Below are 18345 nucleotides of genomic sequence, written 5' to 3' on the forward strand. Positions count from 1 at the left end.
AATTAATTTGATTAAAATCCAACCCTGATAACTTGATTGGATAAAGACGAAATATCTTGCCTCGCCCTGGAATTTTTTAATTTGAAATTTCAAAAAAAAATAAGCAAATAAATCAGAAAATTATTCATGAACAGTTATTAATATTTAATAATAAAAATTATTTTTTCCTCTTAATGCTTTAGTATGAATAGATTAAAGAGAACAATATTTACTGAACAACTAAAGAGAATTTAGTATCTTTAATTTCTATAAAATGTTTGGAAATTATGCAGAAGGACAGTCTGTCAAGAAATAAATTTTCACAATTTGAGAATGGTATTAACTTTTACTTGAGGCTTCATTTTTTTTATCAAATCGCTTGACAAATCTGTAATTTAAAGCACATTTAATTTTTAGGACAAATAAGATAAAATCATAATTGAATGAGTAAAGAAATAAATTGGAAAATTTTTGATTTAAAATATAACAACCGTGAACAATGGGCATTTGAACAATTGTCTTATCTGCTGTTTTGTTCTTTCTTTGAAAACAAAATAGGCCTGTTTCGTTATAAAAACCAAACAGGAATAGAAACAGAGCCATTAGAAAAAGAAGGGAAATATTATGGGTTTCAGGCTAAGTATTATTCATCTTCAATATCGAAAAAGGATATTATAGAGTCGATAACAAAAGCTAAATCAAAGAATCCGGGCTTAAATATAGTTTATCTCTACACGAATAGAGAACTTTCTGAAAGCAGTAAAACAGATAAAAAAAAGCCCAAATATCAAATCGAAATTGAGAAAGCGGCTCAACAATTAAATATTGAAATTCTGTGGCAAGTTCCAAGCCACTTTGAATTGCAATTAGCCCTACCTGAGAACAAATATATTCAAGATCTTTTTTTCAATCTAGAATCTAGCGGTTTTGATCTAATTGACGAAATAGTTAAGCACAATGAGAATATGCTTCAGGCAATCCAAACAGAAATTAATTTTAATGGTAATCAAATAAAAATTGAAAGAAGAGGTATAATCGAACAACTAAACTATTCACTTGAGGGTAGCGAAAATATTATAATATCAGGAGAAGGTGGATGCGGGAAAACAGCTGTTCTAAAAGAATTCTATAATACTTTTTCGACCAGTTTTCCAATATGCATCTTTAAAGCTACAGAGCTTAATGTATCTAACATAAACGAATTGCTTCGATTCAATAATAACTTCACATTTGATCAATTTTTTGAAGTATATGAAAAAGAACAAAAAAAGGTGTTCGTTATTGATTCTGCTGAAAAACTGGCTGAATTAGCTAACAATGATATTTTGAATAATTTAATTCAATTGCTCACAAGCAATGGCTGGAATATAGTTTTTACTACCAGATATTCTTACCTAAATGATCTATCATTTCATATTACTGAAAACTATCAATTATCTTGTAAAGTTATCGATATCCCTTTAATTACGCTGGATGAATTAACTCAAATGTCAGAAAAAAATAATTTTATTTTGCCTGCAAATGAAAATTTTTCTCAAAGACTCACCAATCTTTTTTATCTGAATGAGTATATAAAATATTATCCTAAGATTAATAAAGAAGGATTTTTTAGAAACTTTATAGATTTAATCTGGAAAAAGAAAATTCAAAATACTAATATTCAAAGAGACAACCTGCATCTGGAAAGGGATCGATCTCTGATATATATTGCAAAAAAAAGATGTGAATTGGGGCTATTTTATATTAGTCCCGATATATTGCCTCAATCTGCTTTATTTCATTTGAAACAAGATGAAATTCTTGGTTATGATGAAACACATAACGGATACTTTATTAGTCATGATATTTATGAAGAATGGGCTTTAGATAAAATTATATCCCGTACTTATGCCAATCATTTTAATGTATCGCTTTTCTTTGAAGAATTGGGAAATTCATTGCCTATTAGAAGAGCTTTTAGACTTTGGGTGTCAGAACAGCTCTCTGAAAATTCAAACGAGGTAGAAACTTTTGTTCAAAACATCTTTGTAAGTACTGATATTTCTCAGTTTTGGAAAGATGAATTGCTTGTCTCAGTTTTACTCTCAGATTATTCAGACTATTTTTTTAATTTTTTCGAAACCAACATTATTTCAGAAGAATTTAAAACCTTAAAAAGAATTTTATTTTTATTGAGAATTGCATGCACAGAAATCTCTGCAACAAAAGATTTTCATTCGACAGCTCCCAAAGGCAAAGGATGGGAAGTAGTAATAGCTTTTATTGACAAGTATAAAAACTCTTTTTTTGAAAATAACCTGCCTATAATTTTGCCTATTTTGACCGATTGGACTAAATATAAAAAGAATGGAGAAACGACAAGGATTTCAGGCCTGTTGGCATTAAGCATTATTGAAAAAACAGAAACAGTTGAAAAATTTTACATTGATGATAAAGCGCAGGAAAAAATCTTAAATATTATTTTTAATTCTTCAAATGAAATAAGCCCAGAATTAAAAAATATCTTTGACAAAGTTATAGCGAACCAATGGAGAAGCCACAACTCACCCTATGAGGGACTTTGCTCTACTATTTTAAACAAACCTTATCTTGCATTAAATCTCATTAAAAAACTGCCATTATCTGTTATTCAACTCTGCGGTTTATTTTGGCGAAAAAACAAGAAAAAGAATCACCCTTTTGAATATGATGGTTATAAGATGGAAACCAAATATGGTCTTGCTGATGAATTTAGGTTTAATTATTCGCCGGCAAGTGCATACCAGACACCTATTTATTGGCTGCTGCAGAATTCCTTTTATCCAACGCTTGATTTTATAATTGAATTTACCAACGATGCTGTGGAATCATATCGTAAATCCGATTATGGTAAAGATGATGTTACCGAGATAACTTTGCATATTGAAGATGAGCAGGTAAAACAATATTTATGTTGGGCATTCTGGGGGGCATACAGAGGCTTTAGCAGTCCTGTGGTACCTTATTTATTGCAGTCGGTTCACATGGCATTGGAGAAAATTCTCCTAGAACTGGCAGAATCAGCCGAAACTAAAATTCTAGAAAAAGTACTTCTAAAGCTTTTAAAATCAAAATCTACCTCCATTACAGCAATTGTATGTAGTGTTGTACTGGCACATCCTGATAAATTTTATAATGTTGCTTTAGTTTTATTCAAAACTTTAGAGTTTTTCCACATGGATTCTTCAAGAAGCCTCAATGAGTATCAAGCTAAATCCTTATATTCCATAGGGTATGGATTAGATCGAGATATATTTTATAATGACGAACGAATAAGAACATGTGAAGTCAGTCATAGAAATCTAAACTTGGAGAGAATTTTTCTGAACTATCAATTTTGTGGAATTACAAACTTTACTGAAGATCAAAATACCGACTTTATTAATAGTCTTTATAAAATCGTCGACGTTCATAAAGAAAATCTAAAGCAAGAATCTCAGAGCGAAAATCATACTTTATATATTCTATTGGCCCGAATGGACAGAAGAAATCTTTCTGCGAAAATTTTAAGTAATGAGGATAACAAATTTCTAGTTGAATTTAAGCCCAATAATCTCTCTGAAGAACAAGTACAACAAAGCGAGCAATCAGTTAGAAATGTTGAGGATACTTTCAAATATTCATTTTTAAGAACATGGGGCGACTTTATCACTAACAGAGAGCAAACTAATAATGCGAAACTTTCAGAATATGACAGTAATCCTATCATGGCCTTGTTAGAAACTAAACAATTAGTTCAGGAACTAAAAGACGGGAGAAAAGCAATGGGCATATTTGATTACAGTATACCAGGACATGTTTGTTCCAAGCTGATGATTCAATATAAAGATATATTGTCTCAAGATGATAAGGATTTTTGCAATGAAATAATTCTCTCGTCAATTTCAAGGCTGTTTTCCGATGACTATGATTATCAAATAAGTGACGGTGTTGAAGCATCAATAAATGCAATTCCGGCTTTAATGCAAATTTATCCCGAAGATAGTGAAAGCTGTATTTCAATTTTAGTTTTATCACTTTTTGACAGGACACCAATTGGTTATTACAAACGAATATGTGATTATGCCATTGAAGCAATTCATAAATCAAATCTCTGGCAGACAGATCCATTAATCAGTCAAAAAATTTTATTAAGTTTTTGCATTTTAAAACCTTTGTATGATAGTATTTATAAAAATAAAAGAAAGGAATTAGGTAATTGGCAAAGAATTTCAAAAGAGAGTATCTTCACCGAATTGGAAAATCAACATCCAGATTTCTCTTTTGATGATCTAGCATTTGAGCAGATCAATATCTCTGCTCTGAGCATTCATGATTTAGAAATAATCTATCAGTTAATCCCATCAAATACAAAAAATAAAGACCATTTAGCTATTTATCAGAAATCCTTACCCAACTTGGCTCCAATCCTTTTGCAAGACAGAAGAAGCTATCGTGAAGAAAACGAAGATTCAGACATTCATAAAGAGCGTCTAAATATTTTTAAAAGGTATGCTAGTTTTATTTTAGAAAGGGAAAAAAATGAAATTGATATTTACCTGGATCCTTTTATAGATTCTTTCCAGACATCTGAAGAGACCGTTTCTTTTTTAAATGAAATTATTTTTGCGCAAGATAGAATGAATCATTATGAACAATTTTGGCAAATATGGAATAGCCTACATCCTGCTGTTATAGCAGTATGTAAAAACTCTAATAGTTATCATTTAAATGACATCACGTGGACTTACTTACTTGCCTGGAATTATTGGAGAGAAAGTATAGATGAGTGGCACAGCCTTAAAAAGGAAAACTTAACCTTGTATAGCAATTTTGCTGAAGAGTTGGGTCATCAGCCAGCCGTTTTATATTCAATTGCCAAGGTACTAAACTCTATTGGCAGTAAATTTACACAGGAAGGTATCGATTTGATATATCCGATTATCTTCAAAAATAGATATCTAAAATTAGGCAAACTGCAATCAAATACAGAATATTATTTAGAGATCTTTATGAGAAAATTTATTTTTATAAATAAAAAACAAATCAAACAAGATATAAGATTAAAAAACAAGGTCATTCCAATACTTGATTTTATGATCGAACGAGGATCTATACATGGCTATTTAATGAGAGAAAGTATTTTATAGATTTTTCATCTTCTTTATGAAAGAGATATTGATAAATATCAGTCCAGATTTTTAGACGTATATGTGTTTGAATAAATTTTTTTAAAAAATAAAAAAAACTTCGGAAGCAGCAAGCCCCTTAGTTGAACTTAAGTTCAACTAAGGGGCTTGCTGCTTCAAGCGTTAATGGCTTTAAGCAAAGCTAAATCTTAAATAGATATTAGATGACTAAAATATTAAAATAACACTTGAAGCCAAACAACTCCACTTAACGGCAACATGCTAAACAGCAACTGTTTCCAAATGATATTTGTCGATAAACCCTGCAAAGTGTAGGAACATAGAACAATTTAATTTTTTTTAATCATGGTAAAGCAAGTTAAAAAAGTAGTGTTGGTAGCAGCTGTACTATCAACAATTAGTGCAGTAGCATAAGGAAACGGAACAGCAGGAATCACGAAAGCGACGCAAATGGTCACCTCTTATTTTGATTCTGCGGCATAGCTTAAAATGTCAGAACATCAATTCTTATATTTTCAAAGCATCAAATGAATAGTAATAGCTTTTGTTTATTTTATGATTTGCTCTATTTTCTCCAATAAGTTTGTTTTCACAAATTCGTAAGCTTCCATAATATGATAAGACAGGCCAGGTCTTAATAATCCTTCCATATCGCCTAAGAAATCTGGATCTACAATTTTCTTTTCCATGTTTTCTAGAAATTCTTTTTGCGTTATACTATTGCCTTCTTCTTTCATGTAAAAGTTCCATGCTTCAATAATTATTTGTGGAGATACCTCGTTTTGTGTTATTGCATACCACATATCAAACAAGTCCCTTCCTTTTCTTCTTTGGTAAAGCGCACGCATTTTTGTTCCCAATAACTCGGTTAAGTCATAAGATGGTATTGAAACTTCTCCAGTGTACCATTCAGATTGCATGGTATATTTTACTTCTTGAATACCAAAAATGGTATGATGTTCTCTACAGTTAACTTCGACTTTTAGCCTTAATGGTATTCCGTCTTCTGAATCAAAACGGTACACTAATGTGTTATTATGTTGTTTTTGTTTGCGTATAGGTTTGTCTCCCAAAAAAGACAATACTTCACGAAGTTTATCCATAATTGGACCGAAAGGTTCTGCAGTAATTTGTACTAAATCGATGTCTTCAGAATATCTTGCTGCGGGTGATAGATATAATTTGTGTAGTGCAGTTCCTCCTCTAAAAGCTAATTTTCCTTTTAAATATTCATCGCTGTAAATGGCCATTAAAGCTCGTTCAATTACCAAATCTTGTTCTACCTGAAAATCCTCTTGCCATGGCGCTTTTTTACGCCATGCGGTTATATATGCTTTTGGAATCATAAATCTGTTTCTATTTCTATATTTTGTACAACCTTCCAGTCATTACCTGTTATCATCTCCGTTTTTTCCTTTTGTGGCCGTAATAAAACGGGGAAATATTTTACTGTTTTTAGATATTCTTTAATAGGATCACTTAAATCCTGCATATCTAAAATCACCTCAAGTAAAAAACCTAAACGTTGTACCGCAGTTATTGGTGAATAACGTTTTGATACCTCAAGCAATTTAGTAGCATCAATGCTTTCACAAAGTTCTTCCAGTACTGTTGCAACCCTATTAAGACCTCCCGCTTGATCAAAATAACACACCAAATCCAAGGCAGTTAACTCGGGAGAAGAAACGTTTATATAGCCTGTATCAACTTTCTTTTGGATTATATCCTCTTTTGACCATTCCTTTTTAATGTAAAAATTTATTTTCAGGTTGTCATTATTAATCTTTCTTAAACTAGGTTTCATAGTTATTACAGAAAATGATTGAGGCTGTTGGTGTGCAGCCCCATAATAAGATGCTGCATTTAGTAATCCTATATAATAATCTTTTTCCAAAAATTTCATTAATTCCGAAATGAATAAGGAAGGGGGAAGAATCCCTTTACTCCTGTACTCTGGTGTAATTACTACATAGAATTCATTTCTTATTAAGGCAATTTCTTTTTTCTTTTTAAGTCGTTGTAATGCCTTTTTAATCGCTTGATCAGACTGATCAAATTGGTTTCTAACTTCTTGCAATGAAAAGGCATACCTTCCATTGGAACGTAATTCATTAATAAACTCTTCTAAATAAGCGTAATTAGTTTTCATTTTAAGTTTTTGTCTGCAATAAGGTACGAAATCCGTACCTTATTGCAGATGTAAACTTAATTAATATTTTTATTAATGACAATATAAAAGATGTATTTCTGTATTCTTTTTAAAGTCATAATTACTAATTGCTAAAATAATCCCTAATGATATCGCATATTGCGATTTGCGATATGTAAATGTTTATTGTTTTAAAATCAATATTTTATGATCAAAAAGAATAATATAGCGTCTTCCTCTGCCAAATAACTCCACTTAACGACAACTCATTAAAAAGTTGCTGTTTCCATTACATCTTTGTTTCGAAAACCTGCAAAGTGTGGGAAATAGTAAAACAATTAATGTGATTTAATCATGGAAAAACAAAGAAAAAAAGTCTGGCTAACAGCGATGTCAATGTTGTTAGTCTTTGGAGCGAATGCACAAGGAAACGGTGCTGCAGGAATCAATGAAGCCACTCAAATGGTAACCTCATATTTTGATCCCGCTACGCAATTGATTTATGCTATCGGAGCGGTAGTCGGTTTAATAGGAGGTGTTAAGGTTTATAACAAATTTAGTAGCGGTGATCCTGATACGAGTAAGACCGCAGCAAGCTGGTTTGGAGCCTGTATCTTCTTGATTGTATCCGCCACTATTTTACGCTCCTTCTTCCTTTAGTCTGATGAATAGGTATAACATCAATAAAGGCATTGGGAGGACGGTAGAGTTTAAGGGGTTGAAGGCAGAATACCTATTCATTTTTGCTGGTGGATTGCTCGGAATTCTTATTCTAGTTATGATATTGTACATGGCAGGAATCAATTCCTATATCTGTTTGTTTATCGGAATTGGAGGAAGTTCTCTCATTGTATGGCAGACTTTCTTTCTGAACAAAAAGTATGGAGAACACGGGTTAATGAAAATAAGTGCTCATAAACGGCATCCTCATTACATCATTTGCCGAAAGGCTGTACACCGTTATTTCAAGTTCAAAACTAAATCAAAAGAACTATGAGAAATAAATCAAAAGCGACTACACTGGAAAGTAAGTTTCCCTTGTTAGCGGTAGAAAATAATTGTATTATCTCCAAAGATGCCGATATCACAGCTTGTTTTCGCGTGGAACTTCCAGAGCTTTTCACAGTGGCTTCTGCGGAGTACGAAGCCATTCATTCCGCATGGCATAAGGCAATCAAGACTTTGCCCGATTATACGGTGATTCACAAACAGGATTGGTACATTAAAGAAAATTATGCTCCAGATCTTGCTCAGGAGGATTTGAGTTTTTTAGCAAAATCCTACCAACAGCATTTTAATGAACGTCCGTTTCTGAATCATTATTGTTATTTATTTCTAACCAAAACGACAAAAGAGCGGATGCGAATGCAAAGTAATTTCTCTTCGCTTTGCAAAGGTGTTCTTGTTCCAAAAGAAATAAGGGATAAAGAAACCATTCATCGTTTTATGGAATCCGTAGCACAGTTTGAACGAATCATAAATGATAGTGGTTTTGTGAAATTGGAAAGATTAAATGAAGACGACATCATCGGAACAGAGGATAAGCAAGGATTACTAGAACAATACTTGACGCTTTCAAGGGAAGCAGAAACACCGATGCAAGACATTGCTCTGGGAGCAGAAGAAGTTCGTATAGGAAACAAAAGACTTTGTATGCATACGCTTTCGGATACGGATGATTTACCAACTACGGTTTCGGCAGATACTCGTTATGAAAAACTGTCCACAGACAGAAGTGATTGTCTTTTGTCTTTTGCTGCGCCAGTAGGCTTGCTGTTGAGCTGTAATCACATCTACAACCAGTATCTTTTTCTGGATAACAGCGAAGACAACCTGCGTAAGTTTGAGAAATCAGCAAGAAATATGCACTCGTTGGCACGTTACAGTAGAGCGAACCAAATCAATAAGGAATGGATAGAACGCTATTTGAACGAAGCACATTCTTTTGGACTTTCGTCTATTCGGGCTCATTTTAATGTGATGGCCTGGTCAGAAGATCCCGCTGAACTAAAACAGATAAAGAATGATACGGGTAGTGCCTTGGCACTGATGGAGTGCAAGCCAAGGCACAACACCACAGATGTAGCCACGCTCTACTGGGCAGGAATGCCAGGGAATTCAGGAGATTTTCCTAGTGAAGAAAGCTTTTACACCTTCATAGAACCCGCTCTGTGTTTTTTTACCGAAGAAACCAACTATCAAAGTTCACCATCCCCTTTTGGAATTAAGATGGCTGACCGACTGACAGGAAACCCCATTCATTTGGATATCTCTGATTTGCCAATGAAGCGCGGTATTATTACCAATAGGAACAAGTTCATACTAGGCCCTTCAGGTTCTGGAAAGTCATTCTTTACCAATCACATGGTCAGACAATATTATGAACAAGGAGCGCATGTTTTATTGGTGGATACGGGAAATTCCTATCAAGGATTGTGCGAACTCATCAAAGGAAAAACGAAAGGGGAGGACGGTGTTTATTTCACCTATACTGAGGATAATCCTATAGCCTTTAATCCCTTTTATAATGATGATGGTGTATTCGATATTGAAAAAAGAGAAAGCATCAAAACTTTGATTTTAACGCTTTGGAAACGGGATGATGAACCACCAACTCGTTCAGAAGAAGTAGCATTGTCTAATGCTGTGAGTGGTTACATCGACCGCATCAATAAAAATGAGGAATCTCCATCTTTCAATGGGTTTTATGAATACGTAAAGGTCGATTACAGAAAGTTATTAGAAGAAAAACAGGTACGTGAAAAAGACTTTGACCTTGCCAATTTTCTCAATGTATTAGAGCCTTACTATAAAGGAGGTGAATATGATTATCTATTAAATTCAGATAAGCAATTGGACTTGCTTTCCAAACGATTTATTGTATTTGAAATTGATGCCATCAAGGATCATAAAATTCTTTTCCCGATCGTAACCATCATTATAATGGAGGTTTTTATCAATAAAATGCGTCGCTTGAAAGGAGTACGTAAGTTGATACTGATTGAAGAAGCCTGGAAAGCTATTGCAAAAGAAGGAATGGCTGAGTATATCAAATACCTTTTTAAAACAGTAAGAAAGTTTTTTGGAGAAGCCATTGTAGTAACCCAAGAGGTAGATGATATTATTCAATCACCCATTGTAAAGGAAAGTATCATCAATAATTCGGATTGTAAAATACTGTTGGATCAACGTAAATACATGAACAAGTTTGATGATATCCAAACCATGCTTGGCCTCACTGAAAAAGAAAAAGCACAGGTGCTTTCTATCAACATGAATAACGATCCCAGAAGGTTATATAAAGAAGTTTGGATAGGATTGGGAGGTACTCATTCAGCAGTATATGCTACAGAGGTGAGTCTTGAAGAATATTTGGCTTATACGACAGAAGAAACCGAAAAGATGGAAGTGATGCGTCTTCCCGGAGAACTGGATGGAAATGTTGAACAGGCTATCAAACGAATAGTCCTTCAGAAAAAAGAAAACAAATAGTAATCATTTTAAAAATTAAAAAACAATGAAAAAGTTAATGTTCATGGTGTATACAGCGTTGCTATTTGCTGTGGCACCAACAGCGAAAGCACAATGGGTAGTAACAGATCCTTCTAATTTGGCTCAGGGGATTGTAAATACAGCGAGACAGATTGTACAGACTTCTACCACAGCGACCAATATGATTAACAACTTTAAGGAAGTCCAAAAAGTGTACAATCAGGGAAAAGAGTATTATGATAAACTAAAGGCCGTAAATAATCTGGTGAAGGATGCCCGAAAAGTACAACAGACCGTATTGCTTGTAGGGGATGTTTCAGAGATTTATGTAAAGAATTTTGGCAAAATGATGAACGATCCTAATTTCAATGCACAGGAACTGTCAGCAATTGCTAATGGATACTCTGTTTTATTGAATGAGAGCGTATCACTTCTGAAAGAGCTTAAACAAATTGTAAATGCTTCCACTTTGTCATTGAATGATAAAGAGCGTATGGATATTATTGACGGTGTGTATAAGGAAGTAAAAGAGTATCACAATCTTGTTCGTTACTTCACAAACAAAAATATTTCGGTCAGCTATCTCAGAGCTAAAAAAGCCAATAACAGTAAAAGAGTATTGGAACTTTATGGAACTGCTGACCAAAAATATTGGTAATCATGGAATTTACTAATTTTCATGAAGTACTACGCTCGCTCTATGACGAGATGATACCACTCTCAGCGGATATGGCGGCAGTGGCTAAAAGTCTGGCAGGATTGGGCGCTTTATTTTATATTGCATTAAAGGTATGGCAGGCACTAAGCAGTGCAGAACCAATAGATGTCTTTCCACTTCTTAGACCTTTTGCTTTGGGACTTTGTATTATGTTTTTCCCAACTATGGTATTGGGGACACTCAACGCTGTATTGAGTCCTGTGGTAAAAGGGACACATAGCATCTTAGAAAATCAAGTTTTGGATTTGAATGCGTTACAGCAACAGAAAGATCAACTGGAAAGAGAAGCGATGCTTCGTAACCCTGAAACTGCTTATCTAGTTTCGGACAAAGAGTTCGATAAGAAATTGGATGAGCTGGGTTGGTCACCTGCCGATTTGGTTACCATGTCAGGCATGTACATGGAAAGGGAAATGTACGGAGTCAAAAAGGAAATTCGTGATGGTTTTCGGGAGTTTTTGGAAGTGCTGTTTCAGGCTGCTGCGCTGGTAATCGATACAATAAGGACTTTCTTCCTGATAGTCTTGTCTATATTAGGACCGATAGCTTTTGCCATTTCAGTCTGGGATGGATTTCAGTCCACACTGACACAATGGTTAACCCGATACATTAGTGTGTACCTATGGTTACCCGTTTCTGACCTTTTTAGTGCGATGTTATCCAAAATACAATCTCTTATACTACAAAAGGATATCGAAAATTTATCAGATCCCAATTTTATACCTGATTCGTCCAATACGGTGTACATCATTTTTATGATTATAGGCATCATTGGCTATTTCACTATTCCAACAGTAACGGGTTGGATTATTCAGGCTGGTGGAGCTGGAAATTTTGTGCGAAATGTAAACCAGACCGTAACAAAAACTGGAAATATTGCTGGGGCGGGTACAGGAGCAGTAGCAGGTAATATAGGAGGAAGGTTATTGAAATAATACAATTAATAAACAACAAAATGGAATTTAAAACCTTAAGAAATATCGAAAATAGTTTCATGCAAATCAGATTGTATGCTATTGTATTTGCAACACTATGTATTGGGATAACAGGATATGCGGTTTGGCAATCGTATGATTTTGCAGAGCAACAACGCCAAAAAATCTATGTTTTAGATAATGGTAAATCGTTAATGTTGGCTTTGGCTCAGGATGCTTCTATCAATCGTCCAGTTGAAGCCAGGGAACACGTTAGACGTTTTCACGAACTTTTCTTCACTCTGGCACCGGACAAGGATGCAATTGAAAGTAATATGAAAAGAGCCTTTAATCTCGCCGACAAAAGTGCTTTTGATTATTACAAAGACCTCTCTGAAAAAGGATATTACAATCGTATTATTTCAGGGAATGTGCAACAGCGTACAGAAATAGATAGTGTGGTATGCAACTTCGACAACTATCCTTATGCTGTAAGAACTTATGCCAAGCAGTTTATAATAAGATCTAGTAATGTAACCAAGCGTAATCTGGTAACCTCCTGCTACCTGGTGAATTCTGTCCGTTCGGATAACAATCCACAAGGCTTCAACATAGAAAAGTTCAATGTAATAGCCAATAACGATATCGAAATTATAGAACGTTAAAAATAGCTAAGATGAAAAAACTAAGAGTAAACCTGGATACTTGGTTTAATAAGTTAGATATGCAATGGCGAGTTCTTCCTGTGGAGCAACAGTACAATTATCTTTTATACTGTTTTCTAGGGTATCTGTTGCTAACTATAGCTGTTATTCTAAAAGTTTGGTATGATACAGGAAAATCCAATCATAGAGTTGTTATTGAGCATATTGAAAATCCAGTTGTTAAAAAGAAAGAATCCACTATATCGATACAGGATTCATTGTTGAAAATCATAAAAAACAAAAATCATGAAAGAAAATGAAAATAAAAAAAATACCGTCTTAGTTACAGATGGTAGTCAAAATAAAGCTTCGGATGTAATATTAGAAAGTAGTCTGAATAAAGGCGATAAATTTAAAAAGCCAATCATCTTTGCGTTGATAGGGATTGTATTTCTGGGATGTATGTATTTGATATTTAAACCATCTGAGAATAGCAAAGTGACAGAAGATATAGGTCTCAATGATTCGGTACCTCAAGCTACTGATAATGATTTGCAGGATGATAAGCAAAAAGCCTATGAGGAGGCAATGTTAGAGCAAATGAATCTGGAGAAACGAAATTCACTACTATCTCTTTCTGATTATTGGAAAGAAGACGATATAAATAGTCCAATACCAGTTCTTTCGGAAGATGAGAATGAAGATTCTAATAATACAGCAAGAAATACGAATTCCTCCTTAGACAGTTATCGCAATGCACAACATACCTTAGGTACTTTTTATCAGAATGATAATTCGGAGACATTGCAACTGCGTAAACAACTGGATGAGCTAAAAGAACAGCTGGCTAAAAAGAATGAAACACCAATTGATCCTGTCGAAAGCCAATTGGAATTGATGGAGAAATCGTATCAGATGGCTGCAAAATATCTTCCAACAAATACGGTTTCAGGGGAACAGCTAAAGGAAGAAAAAACAGCATTTTCTAGTCCATCAAACCAAAAAGAATCTTTTGTTGCATTTATTCCTGCTCATAAAAATGTGGTTTTTTCTTTACAGAGAGTGCTTTCTGATAGTACATTCGTAGCGAATTGGAGTGAAAAGCGCAACCGCGGATTTTATACTGTAGGGAAAACAGAGCAGCAAATACAACTCAAAAATAGTGTCCGTGCTGTTGTTCAACAAACACAGTTAGTAGCTGAAGAGAGCAATGTTCGTTTACGCTTATTAGAACCTGCCAAAATAGGAACTCATACTATTCCGCCAGGAACAGTATTGACTGCAAATTCAAAATTTCAACAAGGGCGTCTTCAAATGAAAATTAGTTCGATAGAACAGCATGGCAATATTATTCCAGTTGATATTATAGTGTATGGACTGGATGGGCAAGAAGGTTTGTTTGTGCCTTATTCTCCCGAAATGAGTGCTTTCAAAGAAATGGCTGCTAATATGGGACAGACTTCAGGAAGCAGTATTATGATGACAAATTCTGCCGGACAACAAATAGCAGGAGATTTGAGCCGTGGGTTGGTACAGGGCGTTTCTGGATATTTTTCTAAAAAAATGAGAACACCAAAAGTAACACTCAAAGCAGGACATCAAGTGTTCCTTGTTTCTAAAAAATAAATATTTCAATTCTTTAAATTTTATACAATATGAAAACAACAATGAAAAACATCCTAATAGTATTGGTTTTAGTATTTGGCTATGCTATGCCCTCTCAAGCGCAATATAGTGTTCACAATATCGCAAAGTTGGATTTGGGAAAAATTGAACCCTACTGGATAGAAGTAACTTACAGTAAAACTTCGCACTTGATATTTCCTGCTGCTATCCGCTACGTGGATTTGGGAAGTGATTATCTGGTTGCAGCCAAAGCGGAAGATGCAGAAAATGTATTACGAGTAAAGGCAGCAGTTCGCGATTTTGATGAAGAAACTAATTTTTCTGTAATTACCGAGGATGGACGTTTCTATAATTTCAATGTGCTTTTCAGCTCCTTTCCAATTAATATGAATTACAATCTTTTGGAAATGCAAAAGGGAATAAGTAGGGAGAATGCTAATGATGTTCTTTTTGAGGAATTAGGAAAAAATGCTCCATCATTAGTGGGTGAGTTGATGGAAACGATTTATAAAAAAGACAAACAACTCATAAAAAATATTGAGACTAAGAGTTTTGGGATTCAATTTTTATTAAAAGGAATCTATATCCACAACGATAAATTCTATTTCCATACCGAGGTTAGTAATCTTACCAATGTGCCATTCCGAATTGATTTTATTGATTTCAAAGTAGTAGATAAAAAGCTCGCTAAACGTACTGTGATACAAGAAAGAATGTTAACTCCATTGCGAATATATAAGCTGCTCGATGAAATTACAGGCAATACAGTAGAGCGAAATGTATTTCTGTTGGATCTATTTACTATTGCGAATGACAAAGTACTCCTTATAGAAATTTTCGAAAAGAATGGTGGCAGACATCAGCTATTAGAAATAGAAAATTCCGATTTGGTCAAAGCGAAGCTCATTAAGGATATGAAGTTAAAGATTAATTGATTTTAATAAAAAACATAAAAAGGGGCTGTTTCACCATTGGTGAGGCAGCCTCTTGCTATTTGTTGAATATATTTATTTCTTAACTTTTTAAAAACAATAAGTTATAGCTAAGAAACGTTTTTTAAAATTAAAAGAGTGAAATATAAACGTACACATTATGAATCCAACATTGTTTTTAAGCATCTTAGCTTTGTTAAGTGGTTTTGGTCTTCGTTACTGGATTAACAGAAGAAAATTTTATAGAAGAAGCCCAATGGGAGCGGAAGGTTTTTCGAGTTATGAAAAATCAGTATTCATTTCTTTTCTGGAGCGTACCGGAAAATGGATTGCTTTTATTCTGATTGTTTTTGGACTTTTGTTCTTCTGGAGTTATTCAAGACAAAAGAAAGATAAAGAAGATGTGGTTTTAATTGAAAAGCAAAATCTGAAATAATCCAGCGGCGTTCTTTTGCTTCTTTTCTTTGGTCGCTGATGTAGAAAGAAAAGAAGTCGGACAAAACAAATAAGGAGGATAACGAATATCCTCATGCAAAACTCACAAGCTTTTTGGTAAAAGGGAGGGTTCGCATTTTATCAAAGTGCTTGTATCTTTTCTTCTGTAAAAAGACTTTCCTGACCATCGGAAATGAGTGTCTTTTTACTCTGATTTCATCATAAATAATAAAGCGGCATTCTTTTGCTTCTTTTCTTTGGTCGCTGATGTGGAAAGAAAAGAAGTCCAACAAAATAAATAAGGAGGATAACTAATATCCTCATGCAAAACTCACAAGCTTTTTGTAGAAATGGGAGGATTCACATTTTACCAAAGTGCTTGTATCCTTTCTTCTGCAAAAAGACTTTCCCGACCATCGAGAGGGAGTGTCTTTTTTGCATCCCGCCCCAATAACTATTGGGGTTTGCTTAGCCAACTGGGATGGGCTGTGACCTAAAATCTTTCAGGTTGAGAAAAAATCCTCTGTATTGGGTTAGTCCGTTGCGAAATAAACCCCATAAAAGAGAACTACCCATCTGTGCAAGTACAGAATTAATATATAAATCTTGTTTTTCCAATGCTTCCGCAAGGGAACAACTTGGAGTATCATCTATAATTTCGGACTGTTTCAGCAGTTCGGGAAATTCTTCGGTTACAAAGGGCAAGTTAGCAATGGTTTCATATTGCTCTGAATTAGGCTGTTTAATAGTCCCTATAGAAGATAGTATCACTTGTCCGGTATGTTGGCTATTACCAAAATCCATCCAATAGCGTGGACGATTAGCATAAGCTCTACTGTTATTAAGTTGTTTTAAAATGTCAGCAATTTCAAAGCGAGCCTTTACACTATCCACACAGCTAATAAAAATACTTGCTCCCGCATTTTCGGGTAATCTTTCCAAACTGTCTTTTTCAAATTTTATAGTTTCCGCTTTCCAGTTTGTACCCGACCAACGATTGGCACGGTTTATCAGTGCGACCGATTTGTACAGTCCTGTTTCAGAATCTGCAAATCGTTGTCTGCCCAAATTGGCTTCTGTGATTATATCATCATCCCAAAGACGAACATTTAAACCTGCATGACCTAATGCAATAAGGCTATGATTCATTTCAATTAGCGAAGTTACTACTTTTGAACCTGTGCCACCTGCACCGATAAGATTTACCGCTATTGGGTTTGTGGGATTTATTAAATAGTTGTCTGTAAAATGTACTTTTGTTTTTTGTGAATTCATGATAATATATCTTTTAAGGTTTTACCATTCTTTTTTAATACTTCTTTTGGAAAAGTGTTGTTTGTATTGACAAGGCTTTCCCAAAGTATTACACAGTTTCCGTTTATCGGATTATAGTCCTGCATTAAGTGACTGAAATAGCTATTGAAAAAATAACTTTCCCATGCGATTGTAAACTCTTCTAATGAAGCAATTTTTTTAATTTGGACATCTACCGTTCCCATACAAACATTACCACTTTCATATACATTAAAAAAAGGGGCATTGTACAATTTTCTGTTTTCTTTAGGTCTGCGATTACTTCCCAAAGCAAAAACAGAAAGACTGTTTTTGTTGGCAATCCATAACATAGGAGGTACATTTACCAAGCCTTTTGGGATTCCTAAATTTTCTGTAAAACACATTTCTCTTTGCATGGCTTTGGTAAACCAGATTACTTTATTTTGAGTAGGGTCAATATGTAAAATAGCATTGCTTATTATTCCCTCTGATTTTAAACAAGGTTCTTTTTCTTCTTTGGCTGTTTTCAATGCTTTTGCCAGTTGGATTGCTTCTCTTACACTCAAAGGATGGGCATTAATAGGATTTCCATTTTTATCCATATCAAAAGATTCTACATAGGTGTCTGAATTCATTCCTTTAGTCTGGTAGAATACTAATGCCGATTTAGGATGGTATAGCGTTCCAAAATTTTCTGTAATGTCTTTCATCATTGTTGTTTTAAAAATTGTTTAACAGGTAAATTAATTCTGCGATAAGGGCAAACAATCTATTCTCAAAATCAAGATTGTTTGCTGTGATGTCACTTCCATCGAAATTTTTAACGATACTAGGCTCTTCAATCTGTCCGTATTCTTGTAATTCACTATTTACACATTGAATAATATTTTCATTCAACCAACCTTTTCTATCAGCATAAAAAGAAATGTAGTAATCCATTGTTAAAATGTTATCTGTTTCTTCTTCTTCTTCTTCTTCTTCGCTAGGTCTTGCATTTCGAAATACATTTTCATTTGGATATTGCTCTAAAAGGG

At 34.2% G+C, this 18345-nt stretch carries 15 protein-coding genes and 1 pseudogene; 11 read left to right on the plus strand and 5 right to left on the minus strand.

Annotation, left to right across the window (positions count from 1 at the left end; translation table 11 throughout):
* Positions 1-422: 422 nt before the first annotated feature.
* Positions 423-5126, plus strand: a complete 4704-nt coding sequence (gene avs4, locus ACSV4D_RS08360) for an AVAST type 4 anti-phage nuclease Avs4 (RefSeq protein ID WP_439227859.1) — start codon at positions 423-425, stop codon at positions 5124-5126.
* A 548-nt stretch (positions 5127-5674) separates the two neighbouring features.
* Here avs4 and ACSV4D_RS08365 read toward each other — a convergent pair.
* Positions 5675-6472: a nucleotidyl transferase AbiEii/AbiGii toxin family protein gene (locus ACSV4D_RS08365; protein ID WP_439227860.1), complete on the minus strand. Its 798-nt coding sequence runs from the start codon at positions 6470-6472 to the stop codon at positions 5675-5677.
* On the minus strand, positions 6469-7275 hold the full coding sequence (locus tag ACSV4D_RS08370; protein WP_439227861.1) for a type IV toxin-antitoxin system AbiEi family antitoxin domain-containing protein: 807 nt from the start codon (positions 7273-7275) through the stop codon (positions 6469-6471). The genes ACSV4D_RS08365 and ACSV4D_RS08370 overlap by 4 nt, the downstream gene beginning before the upstream one ends.
* A gap of 354 nt (positions 7276-7629) precedes the next feature.
* On the opposite strand from ACSV4D_RS08370, the gene ACSV4D_RS08375 reads away from it, so the two are divergent.
* From ACSV4D_RS08375 to ACSV4D_RS08420, 10 genes are all read left to right on the plus strand, one after another.
* The gene (locus ACSV4D_RS08375; protein WP_418263658.1) at positions 7630-7935 is read left to right on the plus strand and encodes a DUF4134 domain-containing protein; all 306 of its coding nucleotides are present in this window, start codon (positions 7630-7632) and stop codon (positions 7933-7935) included.
* A 4-nt stretch (positions 7936-7939) separates the two neighbouring features.
* Positions 7940-8272, plus strand: coding sequence for a DUF4133 domain-containing protein (locus ACSV4D_RS08380; RefSeq protein WP_439227862.1), 333 nt, complete (start codon positions 7940-7942; stop codon positions 8270-8272).
* Positions 8269-10767 carry a TraG family conjugative transposon ATPase gene (locus ACSV4D_RS08385; RefSeq protein WP_439227863.1) on the plus strand — a complete coding sequence of 833 codons (2499 nt, stop codon included), beginning with the start codon at positions 8269-8271 and terminating at the stop codon, positions 10765-10767. Before ACSV4D_RS08380 ends, ACSV4D_RS08385 begins: the two co-directional genes overlap by 4 nt.
* A gap of 25 nt (positions 10768-10792) precedes the next feature.
* Positions 10793-11425, plus strand: coding sequence for a DUF4141 domain-containing protein (locus ACSV4D_RS08390; RefSeq protein ID WP_439227864.1), 633 nt, complete (start codon positions 10793-10795; stop codon positions 11423-11425).
* Between the two features lie 2 nt (positions 11426-11427).
* On the plus strand, positions 11428-12420 hold the full coding sequence (traJ, locus tag ACSV4D_RS08395) for a conjugative transposon protein TraJ (RefSeq protein WP_439227865.1): 993 nt from the start codon (positions 11428-11430) through the stop codon (positions 12418-12420).
* Positions 12421-12440: 20 nt separating this feature from the next.
* Complete coding sequence (gene traK / locus ACSV4D_RS08400; RefSeq protein ID WP_439227866.1) at positions 12441-13064, plus strand: conjugative transposon protein TraK; 624 nt, start codon at positions 12441-12443, stop codon at positions 13062-13064.
* A gap of 11 nt (positions 13065-13075) precedes the next feature.
* Positions 13076-13363 carry a nitrogen regulatory IIA protein gene (locus tag ACSV4D_RS08405; RefSeq protein ID WP_439227867.1) on the plus strand — a complete coding sequence of 96 codons (288 nt, stop codon included), beginning with the start codon at positions 13076-13078 and terminating at the stop codon, positions 13361-13363.
* A complete protein-coding gene (traM, locus tag ACSV4D_RS08410) occupies positions 13350-14669 on the plus strand; it encodes a conjugative transposon protein TraM (RefSeq protein ID WP_439227868.1) in 1320 nt (439 codons plus the stop codon). The genes ACSV4D_RS08405 and traM overlap by 14 nt, the downstream gene beginning before the upstream one ends.
* 41 nt (positions 14670-14710) lie before the next feature.
* Complete coding sequence (gene traN, locus ACSV4D_RS08415; protein WP_439227875.1) at positions 14711-15604, plus strand: conjugative transposon protein TraN; 894 nt, start codon at positions 14711-14713, stop codon at positions 15602-15604.
* Positions 15605-15761: 157 nt separating this feature from the next.
* Entirely contained in the window at positions 15762-16037 is a 276-nt protein-coding gene (locus ACSV4D_RS08420; protein ID WP_439227869.1) for a molybdenum ABC transporter permease, read from the plus strand.
* Positions 16038-16504: 467 nt separating this feature from the next.
* Here the strand turns inward: ACSV4D_RS08420 and ACSV4D_RS08425 are convergent, their stop codons facing one another.
* The 3 genes and pseudogenes from ACSV4D_RS08425 to ACSV4D_RS08435 all read right to left on the minus strand — a co-directional run.
* Positions 16505-17311 (minus strand): PRTRC system ThiF family protein, encoded by an 807-nt coding sequence (locus tag ACSV4D_RS08425; protein WP_439227870.1) that lies wholly within the window; start codon positions 17309-17311, stop codon positions 16505-16507.
* Positions 17308-18021, minus strand: coding sequence for a PRTRC system protein B (locus ACSV4D_RS08430; protein ID WP_439227871.1), 714 nt, complete (start codon positions 18019-18021; stop codon positions 17308-17310). Before ACSV4D_RS08430 ends, ACSV4D_RS08425 begins: the two co-directional genes overlap by 4 nt.
* A 10-nt stretch (positions 18022-18031) precedes the next feature.
* Positions 18032-18345: pseudogene (locus ACSV4D_RS08435) on the minus strand (hypothetical protein); the annotation flags it as partial.

The sequence above is a fragment of the Flavobacterium sp. ARAG 55.4 genome, assembly GCF_051846875.1.
Taxonomy (GTDB): Bacteria; Bacteroidota; Bacteroidia; order Flavobacteriales; family Flavobacteriaceae; genus Flavobacterium; species Flavobacterium plantiphilum.